This window comes from Streptomyces sp. BV286 (genome assembly GCF_019090165.1).
GTDB lineage: Bacteria > Actinomycetota > Actinomycetes > Streptomycetales > Streptomycetaceae > Streptomyces.
In genome coordinates this window covers 72,439-89,080 of the sequence record NZ_JAHRIB010000141.1, presented here as the reverse complement: position 1 = coordinate 89,080, position 16,642 = coordinate 72,439, and the positions used below count along the sequence as shown (strand labels likewise).

13 protein-coding genes are annotated in these 16,642 nt (G+C 71.5%); 3 read left to right on the top strand and 10 right to left on the bottom strand.

Going from position 1 to position 16,642, the window contains the following annotated elements; all coding sequences use genetic code 11:
• Positions 1-409: 409 nt before the first annotated feature.
• From KUF83_RS20190 to KUF83_RS20180, 3 genes are all read right to left on the bottom strand, one after another.
• Positions 410-2,518, bottom strand: a complete 2,109-nt coding sequence (locus KUF83_RS20190; RefSeq protein ID WP_254644102.1) for a DUF1996 domain-containing protein — start codon at positions 2,516-2,518, stop codon at positions 410-412.
• Between the two features lie 346 nt (positions 2,519-2,864).
• Positions 2,865-4,070: a cytochrome P450 gene (locus KUF83_RS20185; protein WP_217456134.1), complete on the bottom strand. Its 1,206-nt coding sequence runs from the start codon at positions 4,068-4,070 to the stop codon at positions 2,865-2,867.
• Between the two features lie 275 nt (positions 4,071-4,345).
• A complete protein-coding gene (locus tag KUF83_RS20180; protein ID WP_217456133.1) occupies positions 4,346-4,582 on the bottom strand; it encodes a DUF6296 family protein in 237 nt (78 codons plus the stop codon).
• Between the two features lie 267 nt (positions 4,583-4,849).
• On the opposite strand from KUF83_RS20180, the gene KUF83_RS20175 reads away from it, so the two are divergent.
• Complete coding sequence (locus KUF83_RS20175; protein ID WP_254644101.1) at positions 4,850-7,669, top strand: SpoIIE family protein phosphatase/ATP-binding protein; 2,820 nt, start codon at positions 4,850-4,852, stop codon at positions 7,667-7,669.
• Between the two features lie 47 nt (positions 7,670-7,716).
• Here the strand turns inward: KUF83_RS20175 and KUF83_RS20170 are convergent, their stop codons facing one another.
• From KUF83_RS20170 to KUF83_RS20150, 5 genes are all read right to left on the bottom strand, one after another.
• Positions 7,717-9,366: an MFS transporter gene (locus tag KUF83_RS20170; RefSeq protein WP_217456132.1), complete on the bottom strand. Its 1,650-nt coding sequence runs from the start codon at positions 9,364-9,366 to the stop codon at positions 7,717-7,719.
• Positions 9,367-9,569: 203 nt separating this feature from the next.
• On the bottom strand, positions 9,570-9,740 hold the full coding sequence (locus KUF83_RS20165) for a hypothetical protein (RefSeq protein WP_217456131.1): 171 nt from the start codon (positions 9,738-9,740) through the stop codon (positions 9,570-9,572).
• Between the two features lie 156 nt (positions 9,741-9,896).
• Complete coding sequence (locus tag KUF83_RS20160) at positions 9,897-11,462, bottom strand: FAD-dependent oxidoreductase (protein ID WP_217456130.1); 1,566 nt, start codon at positions 11,460-11,462, stop codon at positions 9,897-9,899.
• Between the two features lie 106 nt (positions 11,463-11,568).
• A complete protein-coding gene (locus tag KUF83_RS42820) occupies positions 11,569-11,943 on the bottom strand; it encodes an SDR family oxidoreductase (protein WP_308403067.1) in 375 nt (124 codons plus the stop codon).
• Between the two features lie 67 nt (positions 11,944-12,010).
• The gene (locus KUF83_RS20150; RefSeq protein WP_217456129.1) at positions 12,011-12,382 is read right to left on the bottom strand and encodes a helix-turn-helix domain-containing protein; all 372 of its coding nucleotides are present in this window, start codon (positions 12,380-12,382) and stop codon (positions 12,011-12,013) included.
• 131 nt (positions 12,383-12,513) lie between these two features.
• Between KUF83_RS20150 and KUF83_RS20145 the strand changes: the two genes are divergently transcribed.
• Entirely contained in the window at positions 12,514-13,347 is an 834-nt protein-coding gene (locus tag KUF83_RS20145) for an anti-sigma factor antagonist (protein ID WP_217456128.1), read from the top strand.
• Positions 13,348-13,512: 165 nt separating this feature from the next.
• On the opposite strand, the gene KUF83_RS20140 is transcribed toward KUF83_RS20145, so the two are convergent.
• Positions 13,513-13,884 (bottom strand): hypothetical protein, encoded by a 372-nt coding sequence (locus KUF83_RS20140; RefSeq protein ID WP_217456127.1) that lies wholly within the window; start codon positions 13,882-13,884, stop codon positions 13,513-13,515.
• A 130-nt stretch (positions 13,885-14,014) separates the two neighbouring features.
• Complete coding sequence (locus tag KUF83_RS20135) at positions 14,015-14,752, bottom strand: PaaX family transcriptional regulator C-terminal domain-containing protein (protein WP_217456126.1); 738 nt, start codon at positions 14,750-14,752, stop codon at positions 14,015-14,017.
• 135 nt (positions 14,753-14,887) lie between these two features.
• Here KUF83_RS20135 and KUF83_RS20130 point away from each other — a divergent pair, with 135 nt between their 5' ends.
• Positions 14,888-16,558 (top strand): acyl-CoA dehydrogenase family protein, encoded by a 1,671-nt coding sequence (locus KUF83_RS20130; protein ID WP_217456125.1) that lies wholly within the window; start codon positions 14,888-14,890, stop codon positions 16,556-16,558.
• The last annotated feature ends 84 nt before the right edge of the window (positions 16,559-16,642 follow it).

Sequence of the window (16,642 nt, the reverse complement as noted above, 5' to 3'; positions counted from 1 at the left end):
GCGAAGGGGCCTGAAATACCGAACAAGCCCGACATGTACCGGTCTTGTCCTGGCGCATCCGTTGCGCTCCCACTGCTCTCCCGCCCGGCTGCGAGACCTCCGTCGACCGCTTCAGCCGCCGGGACGCATGCCGTCACCGGCGGGCGCCGACGGCATCGTGCCTGCACACAGCCGGTGTTCTTCGCCTGGGCGCGAGTCACCGCGAGCACGGGTCGGCCCGCGCGCCCGGGAAGCCCGGGAGTCTCCGCGTTCCGGGAAGGTCTTGATCCAGTCACTCATCGACGCGCGCGCTCATTCGGCCCGGCGCGGCATGCGCGCACCGACGGGACTCCTCGCCGCTCCAGCACGAAGGGCGGCCGGACCCTGCCTGCGCAGAGTCCGGCCGCCCTGGTGAGGTGCCTGAGCGGTGTTACCTCGACCTGTTGCCGATACGGCGGAGCAGTACGAAGCCCGCGATCACCAGCAGGCCTCCGAACGCGGCCGGCCACAGCTGCGTCCCGGTGTCCGCGAGTCCACCCGTGACCGCCTGCGGTTCGGTCGCCCCGCCCGCCTCCGCGGGTTCGGGACCCGGCACGGCACTGTCGGCGTCCGAGCCGTCCGCCGGGGTGGCCGGATCGTTCTGGGCCGCCGCCGGCGAGGACGTGGCGGCCTTGGGCGCCGCGTTGTCCCGGTCGCCGTTCTTGCCGTCGGCGGGCTTGGCCTCCTGCGTGCTGCTGACCGTGGGCTCCGGCGTGTCCTTGCCGCCGTTGTCCGCCGGCTCGTCGTCCTGGCCGTTGCCTCCGGGCTGGTCGTTCCCGCCCGGCTGCTCGTTTCCGGGCTGGTCGTTACCACCGGGCTGCTCGTTCCCCGGCTGGTCGTTCCCGCCCTGCTGGTCGTCCTCGTCCGAGGGGTCGTCCGGATTCGGCGCCGGCGGGTCGGCCGGTTCCTCGCCCGCGCCCGACGCCGCGTCGCACTTTCGGCCCTCGTTGATGCAGTCCACCATCTCCCCCATCAGCGCCTCGTCGAAGACGTTGATGAAGTCGCCGTGGTCGGTGCCCGGCTTGTGGAGCTGCTCCGGGAAAGAGTCGACCGCGAACAGCGGCTTCGTCCGGCCGCCGTCCGCCACGCTGGGCGCGTCGACGTCGTAGACGATGCGCTGGACCAGCTGCGGAATGGCGCGGAAACCGCCCGCGCAGTTGCCGTCGGCGCCCGCGAACGCCACGTGGGTGCGGTGGTTGGCACTGTCGATGTTCTGGCCGTCCCAGCAGCTCTGGAACCTGAAGGTGCGGACCACGTCACTGCCCTGGGGGCAGAGGGGGTACTTGTCCTTCAGCTGCCGGTCCTCGAAGCCGGTGCAGCTCCACGACGCGTTGGCGTTGGCGGGGCCGTTGACGAACGCCTTGGCGTCGCCGGTGATGATGCGCAGCAGCTTCGGCATGGCCGTGACCTTGCCCTGCGGGCTGCCCTCGAACGACATGGTGACCTGCTCGGGCGTGAGGATCTCGCCCGCGTTGCCCTCGATGCCGCCGCCGGGAGAGGCCGCGTCCTTTTCCTCGGCGCCGTTCTGCAGCCGCAGCACGGGCCAGAAGTACGAGGACTTGTCGCCCTCGTTCTCGCAGGTCGTCTCGCCGTTCGCCAGGTCCTCGTCGCTCGCGAAGGCGTCGTTGGCCTGGTTGCCGACGTAGTCGTGGAAGTGGTGGGCGCCGTTGCTGACACCGGGAGCCACGATCACGTTGTCGGAGTTGAACAGCCCGTTCGCGTTCACCCCGCACTTGGTGGTGAAGGTGCCCTTGGAGGCGCCACCCTGGGCGTTCGGCTTCCGCACGTTGGGCTGGACGGTCTTGATGTCCACGAAGTCCGCGGCCACGGGACCGTTCCCGGCCTGGCCGCCGTTGCCGCCCTGCTGGTCACCCTGCCCCTGGTCGCCGCCCTGGTTCTGGTCGCCGCCCTGGTCCTGACCCTCACCCTGGCCGGCGCCCTGGTCCTGGCCGTCCTGGTTGCCCTGGCCGTCGCCGTTGTCCGCGTTGTCGCCCTGGCCGTCGCCGTTCTGCCCGTTCTCCGGCTCGGCCTGGTTGCCGGAGGCGCGGAGTATGCAGGGCGCGAAGGCCTCGAGCCCTTCGGGGCGGTCTCCCACGGCGTCGATGGCGATGGCGATCCGGTCGATCGCGGCCGCTCGCTTGTCCTTGAGCGGATTCATGATCGCGTTCTCGGCGAAGCCGCTGTCCTGCCGGATCGCGTCAGCGGAGCTCTGCAGCCGCTGGTAGGCCTCGGCGATCTGCTTGTCCAGGAGGGCGAGTTCCTTGTCGACCTGGGTCTTGGCGACCTCCGGTACCGCGGCCAGCTGGCTGCCGACGTCCGGGCAGTCGATCGTGGCGGCTCCCGAGGCCAGGACCTGGTTGGGCTGGTTGCCCGAAGTGTTCTCGGAGGCCGTGGCATAGACGTTCGCCGCTGCCAGCCCACCTCCTCCCAGCATCAGCGCGACCGCCCCTATGGTCGCGCGCCGTGCGCCTGTCGGGCGTCTGCGCGTGTTGCGTCCCAAGGATCTACTCCTACGCTTCGTTGCCGAACGGCATGGCAATCCCCCGCTTCATACGGAGATGAAGCCCCGAGTGTTCAAACACATCTCAGGTTCTTAGAAACCTCTCATGAACCACGCGTTTGCGGGGGCGGTGTGCGGCCAATCACGTTTTCCCGCGGTCTGGTTGCGGATGGAACGATCCGACCGACCGACAACAGGGGTATCGCTGCCGATTTCGCCGTTTTGCGACAGGCCGCCGCAACCCCCGTGCGGTGGCCGGGGGTCGGCGCCCTGTCACTTTCCGTAGCGCACACACCTGTTGCGGTGAGCCGGCCCGGGCCTTAGGAGTTCGCGGGCAGGAACCGGGTCACCAGCGCACCGGCAGCTCCCGTACGCCCCGGATCAACAGCCCCGGCATCCACGTCAGCTCGGCCTCGTCCGCGTCGGGTGCCAGGTCCGGGCAGCGTTCCAGGAGTGTGCGGATCGCGATGCGGCCCTCCAGCCGCGCCAGCGGGGCCCCCAGGCAGTAGTGCAGGCCGTGGCCGAAGGCGATGTGGCCGCGGGCGTCCCGCCGGATATCGAAGCGGTCGGGGTTCCGGAAGCGCTCCGGGTCGCGGTCGGCGTCGGCCATGGCGATCAGGACGGTGGAGCCCGCCGGGATGGTCACGCCGCCCATCTCCACATCCGCGAGGGCGAGACGGTCCGTGCAGGCCTCCACCGGACCGTCGTAGCGCAGCATCTCCTCGATCGCGCCGTCGAGGAGGCCGGCGTCGGCCCGCAGGGCGGCGAGTTGGTCGGGGTGCGCGAACAGGGCCCGTACGCCGTTGCCGATCAGGTTGACCGTCGTCTCGTGGCCCGCGATGAGCAGCAGGACCGACATCCCGATGAGTTCGGAGGGCGAGAGCCGGTCGCCGCCGTCGTCGACCGTGTGGATCATCGCGCTCAGCAGGTCCTCGGCGGGCCGGGCGCGCTTGGCCGCGATCAGCTCGGCCAGGTAGGCCGGCATCTCCTGGTAGGCCCGCGCCTCCGCCTCCGGGCTCGTACGGGCCACCATCTCGTTGGACCAGCCGCGGAAGGCCGCCCGGTCGAGTGCGGGTACTCCGAGCAGTTCGCAGATGACGGTCATCGGCAGCGGAAACGCGAAGGAGGCGACCAGGTCGGCGCGCCGGTCCTCGGCCGCCAGCATCGCGTCCAGCGACTCGTCGGCGATCTGCTGGACGCGCGGGGCCAGGGCCTCGATGCGGCGCGGGGTGAACTCCTTGGCCACCAGGCGCCGCAGCCGGGTGTGGTCCGGCGGGTCCGACATCAGCATGTGGGCGAGGGCCGGCTGGTCCTGTTCGGTGTTGACGATCTGGGCCATGTTTCCGGACTTGCGCCAGTCCCGGCTCAGCCGTGGATCGGTGAAGGCCGCTCGGCACGCGTCGTGGCCGACGACGAGCCACACCTCCTCGCCGTCGGGGTCGAGCACCCGGTGCACGGGCCCGGCCGCGCGCAGTTCGGCGTACACGGGATAGGGATCGCGGGTGAAGTCCCCTCCGCGCTCGCGCAGATCGACAACAGGCCCTGCCACCATGTCTTTTCCCCCAGATCGGACGGCCGAAGGGCACGCTAACCGGGCACCTGTCGTGGAGCCAACGGTTTCTTCGGACAGGTGTGTCCCGCTCGTCGCACCCGTCGTGCGTCCTCGGCCACGGGTTCTGCACGCACCGCGTGCCGTATGCCGCGGCGTGCGGTGCGGGTCGTCCGGCACCGTCGCCGGCGCAGGTCAGGGGCGGATCACGCCGACGCCCGCCGCCGTCGCGTACGAGGCACGAGGGCCGGCAAAGGACCGGCCGGGGCCCGAACCGTTCAGGGCAGTGGCTCGACGGAGGGCGGCCGGGGTGACTGGTAGCCGCCGCTGGCCAGCATCCGCACCTCTCCGGCCGGGCTGATCTCGGCCCTGAGAATTCCCGTGGGATCGCAGTAGACCGGGTTTCCGCCCGGTCCGAGGGAGGCGGTCCGTTCGACGACCACCTCGTCCGTGGCTGCGCCAGTGCCTGACCGCCCGTGGGTGAAGGTCAGCCGGTAGCGGTCCGGGGTGTGCATGACGACCTCCGCGTGCATTCAGGCACAAAAGCTATGAATACCCCCTCTTCCATGATGCGGCCGGATCACACCGGCGGCAGCGTCGCCCTGTCACGGACGGCCGGGAAGGCTCCGGCGCCCGCGCCCGAGCGCCTCCGGCCGCCCGAAGTGATCGGCCCGTCCCCCGCGGGCTTCGCCATTGGTCTGGGCCACATGGGTCAGACCTTCCGCCCCCCGCACCACGGGTGCCCCTCGCCTCCTGGCGCCCGGCAGTGTAGACATGGGCATATGGTCCGACTCTTGGGTCGATCCTGGGCCCGGTCGATCCCCCGCCCCGGCGGCCTGCGCGCACGGCGCAGACGTGACAGCCATGACCGTCCACGACGAGCGCACGGGCGGCGGACACCGCAGACGCCGCACAGGCCGCTCGGCCGGCGAGGGGCACACGGAGACGGGCCCCGCCGCGGGCCCGCGGGGCCTCGGTTGCCGCTGGGCGGACGCAGCCTCGCCGGCCAGGTCTTCGTACTGCAGGTGGCGATCGTGCTCCTGCTGGTCGCGGCCGCGGTGGTGGCGCTCATCCTGCAGGTACGCCACGACAGCACCCAGGAGGCGCGCAACCGCTCCCTGGCCGTCGCCGAGACGTTCGCCAACGCTCCGGGCACCCGCGAGGCACTGCGTGCCCCCGATCCCACGGCCGTGCTCCAGCCGCGGGCCGAGGCGGCCCGCGTGCAGTCCAAGGTGGACTTCGTCGTGGTCATGAACACCGACGGCGTCCGCTACACCCACCCCAAGCCGGACCGGATCGGCAAGACGTTCGTCGGAACCCTCGATCCGGCGCTGGCCGGAAAGTCCTTCACCGAGGAGATCACGGGGACCATCGGGCCACTGGTGCAGGCCGTGGTGCCCGTCAAGGAGGACGACGGCTCGGTCGTGGGCCTCGTGTCGGCGGGCATCACGACCGAGAACGTGGGAGGTGTCGGGGACCGGCAGCTGCCGCTCCTGCTGACCGCCGCGGGCGCCGCACTCGCCCTGGCCCTGGGCGGGACGGCGCTGGTGAGTACCCGGCTGCTGCGCCAGACCCACGGCCTGGGACCGTTCGAGATGACCCGGATGTACGAGCACCACGACGCGGTCCTGCACGCCGTCCGCGAGGGAGTGCTGATCGTCGGCGGAGAGGGGCGGCTGCTCCTCGCCAACGACGAGGCACACCGTCTGCTGGACCTTCCGGAGAACGCCGAGGGCCTTCACGTCCTCGAGCTCGGTCTGGACACGGACACCGGCGACCTGCTGGCCTCCGGGCGGGTGGCCACGGACGAGGTGCGTCTGGTCGGCGACCGGCTGCTGGCGATCAACCAGCGGCCCACCGACCTCAAGGGCGGCCCGGCGGGCAGTGTCGCAACGCTGCGCGACTCGACCGAGCTGCGCGCGCTGTCCGGCAGGGCCGAGGTGGCCCGGGAGCACCTCAAGCTCCTGTACGACGCCGGAGTGGGCATCGGTACGACCCTGGACGTGACCCGGACCGCCGAGGAGCTGGCGGAAGTGGCCGTACCGCGCTTCGCGGACTACGCCACGGTGGACCTGGCCGAGGCCGTCCTGAGCGGGGAGGAGCCGGATGCGGGCACCTCGCTGCGCCGTACTGCGTTCAGCGGGATCCGGAAGGACGCCCCCCTGTACGCGGTGGGCGAGCGGATCGGGTTCGTCGCCTCCACGCCCCAGGCCCACAGCCTCGGCACCGGCGAGGCCGTCGTCGCACCCGATCTCAGGGAGGCTCACGGCTGGCTCGCCCAGGACCTCGGGCGCACCGCGCAGGTCGTGGAGTACGGGATCCACTCACTGATCACGGTCCCCCTGCGGGCGGGCAACCTGGTGATGGGCGTGGCGAACTTCTGGCGCTCCGAGAAGCCCGAGCCGTTCGACGACGAGGAGCTGGCCCTCGCCGAGGAGCTGGTCGCCCGCGCCGCGGTCTCCATCGACAACGCTCGCCGCTACACCCGCGAACACACCATGGCCGTGACCCTCCAGCGCAGTCTGCTGCCCCGCAACCTGCCCGAGCAGAGCGCCCTGGACATCGCCTACCGCTACCTTCCCGCCCAGGCGGGGGTGGGCGGCGACTGGTTCGACGTGCTGCCTCTCTCGGGCGCCCGGGTCGCACTGGTCGTGGGTGACGTCGTGGGCCACGGGCTGCACGCGGCGGCCACGATGGGACGGTTGCGGACCGCCGTCCACAACTTCTCGGCTCTGGACCTGCCGCCCGACGAGCTGCTGGGTCTCCTCGACGAGCTGGTCGGCCGTATCGACCAGGACGAGGTGGCGGAGGACGGCGAGGACAGCAACGCCGCGGTGACCGGAGCCACCTGCCTGTACGCCGTCTACGACCCGGCGTCCCGCCGGTGCACCGTCGCCAGGGCGGGCCATCCGCCGCCCGCGGTGATCCGCCCGGACGGCACCGTCGACTTCCCCGAGGTGCCGGCGGGGCCGCCGCTCGGCCTCGGTGGCCTCCCCTTCGAGACGGCCGAGCTCGAGCTGGACGAGGGCAGCAGGCTGGTCCTCTACACCGACGGGCTCGTCGAGGACCGGGAACGGGACATCGACGTCGGGCTGGAACTGCTGCGTACCGCCCTCGCCGGGGCCGACCGGTCACCGGAGGACACCTGTCAGGGTGTTCTCGACGCCCTGCTGCCGCCCCGGCCGAGCGACGACATCGCCCTGATCGTCGCGGGCACCCGTGCCCTCGGCAGCGACCGCATCGCCGAGTGGCAGGTGCCCTCGGAGCCGTCGGCCGTCGGCGAGGTGCGGGCCTCGGTCACCCGGCAGCTGGCCGAGTGGGAGCTGGACGAGATGGTGTTCACGACGGAGCTGATGCTCAGCGAGCTGGTCACCAACGCGATCCGGTACGGCAGCGGCCCCATCCGGGTCCGTATGCTGCTCGACCGCACCCTGATCTGCGAAGTCTTCGACGGCAGCAGTACCTCGCCGCACCTGAGGTACGCGGCGACGACGGACGAGGGCGGACGCGGGCTGTTCCTCGTCGCCCAGCTCGCCGAGCGCTGGGGGACGCGCTACACGCCCGCGGGCAAGGTGATCTGGGCCGAACAGTCCCTCTCCTGAGCCGAGCCGCCGCCGCGACCGGCACGGCCTGGATCGACGGGCGGGGTTCAGCCGTGAGCGGGTGGAGGACCGGGGCCCTCGCGGGGCTCCGACGTGTCCGGTGCCGTCTCGCCGCCGCCGGCCGGCGTGCCCTGCGGGCCGTCCGGCGCTGGTACGGCGGACAGGGCGCCGTTGCCCTGGAGACGTTCCAGGTCGTCGGGGCGTACCTGGATGACGAGCAGGGCGATCAGGGCAGCCGCGACGGCGAAGACCGCGGCGACGACGAAGGAGCTCGAAATGCCCGACGTCAGTACCTGGTCGCTCCATGGCGCCGGCAGTGCGCCGGTTCTGCGGAACTCGAGGCGCTGGGCCGGGGTCGCCTCCGCCATGAACTGGCGGACCTGGTCGGTGGCCTCGTTGCGGCTGGCCGTGCCGAAGACGGTGACCAGCACGGACAGGCCGAGCGAACCGCCCACCTGCTGGGTGGCGTTGAGGATCCCGGAGGCCGCTCCGGTCTCCTGCGGCGCCACGCCGGACACCGCCATCAGCGTCAGTGACACGAAGTTCAGGCCCATACCGAAGCCGAAGACGAGCATGGGCCCGAGAATGCTCCCGGCGTACGTGCTGTCGACCTCGGTCAGTGTCAGCCAGCCCAGTCCGATCGCGGACAGGACGGCACCGACCGTCATGAACGGCTTGGGCCCCCATCTGGGCAGGAGTTGGGAGGCGACTCCTGCGCCGAGGGCGATGATCGCGCTGACCGGAAGGAAGGCCAGTCCGGCCCGCAGCGGACTGAAGCCGAGGATGTTCTGCACGAAGAGCGTCAGGAAGAAGAACATGCCGAACATCGCGGCGGCCAGGCTGAGCATGATCGCGTAGACACCGGAGCGGTTGCGGTCGCGGAACATCCACAGGGGCGTGATGGGCTGCTTCGAGCGGCGTTCGACGACGATGAACGCGGCGAGGAACACGACGGCCGCCAGGAAGGCGGCGATGGTGAGGCCGTCGCTCCAGCCCTCCTCCGAGGCGCGGATGAACCCGTAGACGAGCAGCACCATGCCCGCGGTGGAGGTGAGCGCGCCGAGGATGTCGAAGTGCCCCGGCATGCGTTCCGACTCCCGGATGTAGCGGGGGGTCGCGAGCGCGATCAGCAGGCCGATGGGGACGTTGACGTACAGGACCCAGCGCCAGTCGAGCCACTCGACGAGCAGCCCGCCCGCGAGCAGGCCGATCGCGCTGCCGCCGGCCGAGACCGCGGCGAACACGCCGAACGCCCTGTTCCGCTCGGGTCCTTCACGGAATGTCGTGGTGATCAGGGACAGGGCCGTCGGCGAGGCGATGGCTCCGCCGACACCCTGCAGTGAGCGGGCCGCGAGCAACTGCCAGGACTCCTGGGAGAGTCCGCCGAGCAGCGAGGCCAGCACGAAGAGCAGGACGCCGAAGATGAAGACCCTGCGGCGGCCGAGGACGTCTCCCAGCCGCCCGCCGAGCAGGAGCAGACCGCCGAACGTCAGCGTGTAGGCGTTGATCACCCACGACAGGTTCTCGGTCGAGAACCCGAGCGAGCTCTGGATGTGCGGGAGTGCGATGTTCACGATGGTGATGTCGAGGACCACCATCAGCTGGCACGAGGCGATGACGAGGAGTGCGATACCACTCCCGTGGCCCCGCTCCGGGGACTTGGCAGTGCCGGAAGATGTCGCGTGAGTTCCAGTCATGGGTTTGACCTCTGTGCCTGACGGCGTCCGGGCCCCGACGTTCGCTAGATCGACGTTAGCCCTGGGCTCGACTCCTCACCAGTCGATCATCCGGGCCGTGGACGGGCATGCGAAAAGCCGGAGAGGCAGTCGACTGTCTCTCCGGCTCCGGGCTGTCCCCGTGGGTGTTCGTCGGGGTCGGGTCTTCGTCGGGCAGAACGCGCTCAGTCCTCGCCCCTCACGATGTTGCCCTCCGGCTCCGTGGGAGTCCGGCTCGGATCCCTCTCGGCTGTCGCCGACAGGCAGATGCGTACGCCGTTGTCACGGCGGCGGGCCTGCGCCCAGCCTGTCTCGGGGCGACGAACGGTGTCCTGGGTGCTGCCGTACGCGGTCACGACTCCTCATCTTCCTTCTGCGTCCTGCCCCGCCCGGGGCCGGGTCTGCGTCGCGTTGCTGCCGTCTCTCGGCCTCCCCCGCCGAGTCCCCAGCGGCGGCACCGGGAAACCCAGCCGGGACCGGCCCCGCCCTCCCGGGCCGGAAGCGGGAGGACCTCAGGGACGTTCCGCGGACGGGTCCGCCGACGTGTCCGTGCCGGTCACGTCACGTGGTTCGAGGGGCTGGGTGGCGGGCCCCTGGAGGATCCGGCCGTCCGGGTCGAAGCGGGAGCCGTGGCAGGGGCACTCCCAGGCTCGTTCGGCGCGGTTGAAGGCGACCAGGCAGCCCAGGTGCGTACAGCGGGCGGAGACGGCGTGGAGCTCTCCGCCCTCGTCGCGGTAGGCGGCGCAGCGCCGGCCGTCGATACGGACGAGTGCTCCGTCTCCCGGGGCGAGGTCGTCCACCGAGCCCGACGTGGGCGGCAGCCGGTCCCCGACGAAGTGCCGGGCGACCTGGGCCTGGTGCTTGAGGAAGGCCGGGGCCTCGCGTACGGCCGTGCGCACCCGCCGGGGGTCGTACAGCTCGCTCCACGGCGGATTCCGCCCGGCGATCAGGTCGGACAGGAGCCGGCCCGCCATGATGCCGCCGCTCATGCCCCAGCCGCCGAAGCCGGTCGCCACGTAGGTGTGACGGCTGCCCACGTGGAACGGGCCGACCAGCGGCACGGAGTCGGTGGAGTCGTTGTCCTGTGTCGCCCAGCGATGCGTGAAGGTGAGCGTCCCGAAGTGTTCTGTGGCCCAGTCGGCGAGCCGCGCGAACCGTTCCTCGACGTCGGTCGTCCCCGGGGTGAAGTGCTCCCCGGTGACGATGAGCAGCCGTTGACCGTCCGTGTACGGGGCGGTGCGCAGCGAGCGGGTGCCGTGTTCCGGGGTGATGTACATGCCGTGCGGTGCGAGCTCGGCCGCGACGGGGGCGGTCAGTACGAGTTCGCGGCGCGGGGAGAGCCGGGTGAACAGGAGCGCCCGGTCGAAGACCGGGTAGTGCGTGGCGACCACCACGTCCTTGGCGGTGACCGTCGGCCCCGCCTCGGTGGTGAGGCGGCACGGTTCGCCTTCCTTGAGGCCGATGACCCTGGTGTGCTCGTGGATGGTCCCTCCGTGCCGGAGCAGGTCGTCGGCGAGGGCCAGCAGGTACTTCCGCGGGTGGAACTGGGCCTGCTCCGACACCCGGACGGCGCCCACGACGGGGAACGGCAGGTCGGTCCCGGTCACGTAGTCCGCGGGCAGCCCGGCTGCGCGGGCGGCGTCCGCCTCCGCCTTCAGTTCCCCGGCCCTTTCGGGGTCCTGGGTGTAGGTGAAGGCCTCCGTGTCCTCCCAGTCGCAGTCGATGCTCAGTTCGTCCACGATCGCCGCCGCGTGGCGGATCGCCTCGGACTGGGAGCGCGCGTACAGCTTCGCGGCCTCGGCGCCCCGGGTACGCCGCAGCCCTTCGTAGACGAGGGTGTGCAGGGCGCTCAGTTTGGCTGTGGTGTGCCCTGTGACCCCCGTCGCGATCCGGTCGGCCTCCAGGACGGCCACGGTGCGGCCGGTGCGGGCCAGCTCCCGGGCGGTGCTGAGGCCCGCGATGCCGCCACCGACCACGGCGACGTCCACCGTGAGGTCGGCGGCCAGGGGTGCGTGCAGGGTTCCCGGGGGTGCCGTCTCGATCCAGTACGACGTCTGATCGGCTGTGTGCTCAGTCATGGGCCCCGAGTTCCCCCTGGTCGTCCGGCGAAGCACCACGCGCAGGGGTGGCCGTGGGGAGGGAGCCCGTCCCGGGGACGGCACCTCCCCGCCGGTGCGGACTCCGTCAGGGCAGGGGCGTACCGCCTGTGGCGTTCACGACCTCCGCGGTGATGAAGCTCGCCCCCTGGGAGGCGAGGAAGACGAAGGCGGGTGCCATCTCGGCGGGGTGGGCCGGCCGGCCCATCGGCGACTGTTTCCCTGGCTCCTCGCACAAGTGCCGTCCTCGGCGGAGGCCGCGCACTCGGTGCGGCGCGGCCCTCCTCGTCACCCGAGTGACGTGGAAGGCGCCGCTGTACGCACCCCGCCGCCCGCGAAGGGCCGGGCGTCGTCGAAGGCCGGGCGCTCTCGAAGGGCCCGCGCCGGGGCCTGTCTCGTCCCCTGACCGCGTGCGGGTCGCGTCTCCGCCACCCCTGCCGGTCCCCCGTACGGGTGGAACCACACCTGTACGTGTCCGGGTGCGGATCGAGCCGCCGAGGGGCGCCGGAGTACCGACGGCGCCGGCGACGTCACTGGTCGACCGGGGAGCCCTGCTCCTGCACGTTCGCCGTCCGCATCCACTGGGGTGTCGCGTCCCGCTGGGCGTCGTGCTGAGCCAGCACGGACAGCAGGTCGGAGACGGTGAGACCGGCGTCGGCCGGATGTCGCAGGATCGTCCCCGGCTCGATGCGGTACTCGTTGCTGCGCCCCTGCCGGGTGTGGGTGAGATAGCCGCCCTGCTCCAGATCGGAAATGATCTTCTGAACGGCTCGCTCGGTCAGTCGGCAGCGCGCTGCGATGTCCCGGATACGGGTGTTCTGGTCTTCGGCGATCGCGGCCAGCACCCGGGCGTGATTGGTGAGGAACGTCCAGCCGGAATGTGTCTCAGGTACTTCGCCCATGACGGACAGCATACGACCTGTCATTCACGCAAACAAAAGGGTGAAAGATTTTTCGTGTATCACTTGACGTGCGAAAGTGGAGCGCGGAATCTGGAGGAGTAGTGACGGCGGATGTCCGGGGAGCGGCTGCCATGTCGGAACCAGTACTTTCTGCGCAGCTGGGGGGCTGGTACGCCGCCCCCTGCGCGGAGCCGTCCGGCACCGCGCGGGGCCACCCGGCGGCCTCCCTGCAGATCGAGACCCACGCCGCCGGTGGGCGGATGACCCTCACGGCGACCGGCGAAGTGGACATCGACACCTACCCGTGCCTGCAGCACGCCCTGCGCACGGCCCTCGGCGAATCGGTCAGCGGCGTGGATCTCGACCTCACCGGGGTCGACTTCTGCGACTGCTGCGGCCTCAACGTCCTGCTGCACGTCCGCCGTCGCGCGCTGGCGGACGGCAAGACGGTCGTGGTCCGGTCCGCGAGTCCCGCCGTCGAGCGGCTGCTCACCCTCACGGACACATCGTCACTGTTCGCGCCCGCGCCCGTCGCGGGCTCGGACAAGGAACTCCGGGATCAGGATCCGCGGCCCGGCGCGACGCACAGCACCACGGAGGAGAGTCCGTTGTCCGATGACGCCATCGACGCCGTCGACGCCGTCGAAACTGTCGACGCGGAGCAGGATCTGCGGGTCGAAGTCGTCCAGCTGAAGCGCGCCATGCAGACACGGCCGGTCATCGACCTGGCCCGCGGGGTCCTGATGGCCTCCTTCGGCCTGAGTCCCGAGGACGCGTGGAGCGTGCTGGTCACGGTCTCCCAGAACGCCAACATCAAACTGCACCACCTCGCCGAGGCCGCAGTGGCCACCGTCCAGGGCGAACCGCTGCCCGACTCCCTGCGGCAACAGCTGTCCGCGGCGGTCGCCGAACGGGTGGCCTCCCGCTCGACAGCCGCCGACGCCGCCGACACCGGTGCCGCCTAGACACCGGTGCCGCCCAGCCGGTTTCGCAGGGTCACGCCCGCGGGGCCCGGGGCCTGTCCCGGGAAGCGGAGCCGTGAACCCGGCACAGGAAGCGCGCCGGCCTCGTCACCTCGGGCATCCGCCCCGTCGGCGACGAGGTCCACATCCTTGGCCGGGGTTGCCCGGTCAGTCCGCCGAGGGCGTCTGCGGGTCCGCACGGGACAGGGCCTCGGACAGCGGCAGCCCTTCCCTCACGGCCACGACGCGACGCGCCCGCACCTGCGCGCGCGTACGTGGGCGGTACTTCGGCTCCTTGCCGCACCCGCATACGGAAAGCCCTTCGTAGCGCAGGCCCGCGTCGAGGACCGCGGCCACGGCGGACCACGCGCGGACGTCCCGCCGGGGCGGCGGCGCGAAGTCGTGGCCGGCCCTCACGAGAGCGCGGGCGCAGTTCGGGCAGCGGTGGCTCCGCTCGGCATGGGCGTGCCGTTTGAAGCTGACACGGCACGACACACACGCGTAGTGCAGCTTGTAGTAGGTCATCGCGTAGAAGCACACGAGGCGATCGTACGGAGCAACTCCGCACTCCGGCGCGGGGTTTTGGTCTCGGCCGGCCGCCGGGAACGCCCCGCCTGGCCCACTCCGCGCGATCCCTCGACGGGGGCCGGACCCCTCACAGCGCCGCCCCTCACAGCGCCGCGAGCACCTCTGCCCGGTAGTCGGCGTAGACGGCTCGCAGAGCCGGCGCAGGCCAGTTCGCGGGGAGGAGTTCGCCGGGCAGGACGGGGTCGGTGACCAGGTGCCGGACGACGGCGGCGAAGGCGGCGAAGCGGTCGGCCGGGCGTTCGGTCCGGGCCACGTGCGCCAGCAGGGAGTCGGCGGCGTCGGCCCATTCGTCGAGCGGCCAGAGGCTCTCGGCCAGGGCGCGTGCGGGCTGTTCCGGCCGTGCGGTGAACCGCTGGGTGAGGTCGTTCAGGCGGTCGGGCCATCGGCGTCGCAGGTTGGCGGGCCGCAGCCAGACCCCCTCGCGCAGTTCCGCCAGCCGCAGGCCGGACAACTCGGCGCGCAGTTCCGCCCGTTCGGCGGGCCCGCGACCGGTGGCGGTGACGACGACGGTCTCCCACGATCCGTCCCAGGCCCGGGTCCTCGGGTGCACGGCCTCGTCCTGGCGGCGCTGTCGCTCCAGGAGCCGTTCGCTGAGCCGGTAGACGCCGTCGGCGCGTCGCAGGTCGCCCGCCGTCACCATCCGGCTGAGGGCGGCCCGCAGGGTGGAGCCGGCGATCCCGAACGGCTCCACACCGCGGACCAGGTCCCGCACCGGCAGGGCGGGCGGATGCACGCCAAGGAGGAGGCTCAGGACCACGGATCGCGCGGACAACGGGCGCAGCTCGGGGCCGGCCGAGGACTGGGGCTCGTTCATCCGCATGGACGGCATTGTGCCCGGTCGGGGAAGCCGGGCCGTGGGCACGGCAGCGCCGGGCCCACGCCGGGAACCCCCGATCGGGAAGAGATGACTATTACGTCATTGCTGCAACCGTAGGATTCATGCAACATTACGGGCATGGTCCCGATACTCACACCGGAACAGTCCGCCACGCACGACGTCACCAATCAGGCCCCCGCCCTGGCTCCGTACGACGCAGCCGAGGACACGGCACTGCTGGAAGGGCTCCGCCGCGAGGGTGCCGGCTGGGCCGAGGAGGACCTTCGCCGCCTGGGCCGCATGGCGGGCGGCGAGGAGGCCCAGGAGTGGGGCGAACAGGCCAACCGGCACGAGCCCGAGCTGCGTACGCACGACCGGTTCGGCAACAGGATCGACGAGGTCGGGTTCCACCCCAGCTGGCACCGCCTGATGGGCACCGCGGTGGCCGAGGGGCTGGCCGCCGCGCCCTGGGCCGACGACCGGCCCGGCGCCCATGTGGTCCGGACGGCCGGCGGACTGGTGTGGGGGCACACCGAGGCCGGGCACGGCTGCCCCACCTCCATGACCTACGCCGCTGTACCGGCCCTGAGGCGGCAGCCCGAGCTGGCAGCGGTGTACGAACCTCTACTGGTCAGCCGCGTCTACGAGCCGGGACTGCGGGTTCCGACCGAGAAGCGCGGACTGCTGGCGGGCATGGGCATGACCGAGAAGCAGGGCGGCTCGGACGTCCGCACCAACACGACGGCAGCCTCACCGACCGCGGAGCCGGGCGTCTACACGCTGCGCGGCCACAAGTGGTTCACGTCCGCCCCGATGTGCGACCTGTTCCTGGTCCTCGCCCAGGCGCCCGGCGGCCTGTCCTGCTTCCTCGTGCCGCGCGTCCTCCCGGACGGCAGCCGCAACACGTTCCGCATCCAGCGGCTCAAGGACAAGCTGGGCAACCGCTCGAACGCGTCCTCGGAACCGGAGTTCGACAACACCCTCGCCTGGCTCGTCGGCCCCGAGGGGCAGGGCGTCAAGACGATCATCGAGATGGTCAACTGCACCCGCCTCGACTGCGTGATGATGAGCGCCACGCTGATGCGCAAGACCCTCGTCGAGGCCGGCCACCACACGAGGCACCGGAGTGCTTTTGGTGCGCCGCTGATCGACCAGCCGCTCATGCGCAACGTACTGGCCGACCTCGCGCTGGAGTCGGAGGCCGCCACGACGCTCACGCTGCGGCTCGCGGGCGCGGCCGACCGCGCGATCCGCGGTGACGCGCACGAGGCGGCGTTCCGGCGGATCGCCACCGCCGTCGGCAAGTACTGGGTGACCAAGCGGGGCCCGGCGTTCACCGCAGAGGCGCTGGAGTGCCTCGGCGGCAACGGCTATGTGGAGGAGTCCGGCATGCCCCGCCACTACCGCGAGGCTCCCCTCCTCTCCATCTGGGAGGGGTCGGGGAACGTCAACGCCCTCGATGTGCTGCGCGCCCTCGGCCGGGCACCCGACACCGCCGACGCCCTGTTCGCTGAACTCGCCCTGGCACACGGCGCCGACGCCCGCCTGGACGCGGCGGTGACCCGGCTCAGGGACCAGCTGGCCGGCCTGCGCGACATCGAGACGGGCGCCCGTCGGCTCGTGGAACTGATGGCTCTCACACTGCAGGGCTCTCTCCTGGTCCGCCACGCACCGGGAGCGGTCGCCGACGCGTTCTGCGCGACCCGGCTCGGCGGCGACTGGGGACACGCCTTCGGCACACTCCCCTCCTCCGCGAACCTGAACGCGATCCTGAACCGCGCTCTGCCGGACGGCGCGACGGCGGGCTGAGGCGGGCGCTTCCCACCCGCCGCCCAGGCACGGCCGCCGCGCGGTCGGACGACAGGTGTACGGGCCTGTACGCGCACGAGTTCT

Coding starts and splice junctions, on each gene's coding strand:
- KUF83_RS20185 (WP_217456134.1), bottom strand. CDS start 4,070: ATGGTGGCAGGGCCTGTTGTCGATCTGCGCGAGCGCGGAGGGGACTTC.
- KUF83_RS20180 (WP_217456133.1), bottom strand. CDS start 4,582: ATGCACACCCCGGACCGCTACCGGCTGACCTTCACCCACGGGCGGTCA.
- KUF83_RS20175 (WP_254644101.1), top strand. CDS start 4,850: ATGGTCCGACTCTTGGGTCGATCCTGGGCCCGGTCGATCCCCCGCCCC.
- KUF83_RS20170 (WP_217456132.1), bottom strand. CDS start 9,366: ATGACTGGAACTCACGCGACATCTTCCGGCACTGCCAAGTCCCCGGAG.
- KUF83_RS20160 (WP_217456130.1), bottom strand. CDS start 11,462: ATGACTGAGCACACAGCCGATCAGACGTCGTACTGGATCGAGACGGCA.
- KUF83_RS20150 (WP_217456129.1), bottom strand. CDS start 12,382: ATGGGCGAAGTACCTGAGACACATTCCGGCTGGACGTTCCTCACCAAT.
- KUF83_RS20145 (WP_217456128.1), top strand. CDS start 12,514: ATGTCGGAACCAGTACTTTCTGCGCAGCTGGGGGGCTGGTACGCCGCC.
- KUF83_RS20135 (WP_217456126.1), bottom strand. CDS start 14,752: ATGCGGATGAACGAGCCCCAGTCCTCGGCCGGCCCCGAGCTGCGCCCG.
- KUF83_RS20130 (WP_217456125.1), top strand. CDS start 14,888: ATGGTCCCGATACTCACACCGGAACAGTCCGCCACGCACGACGTCACC.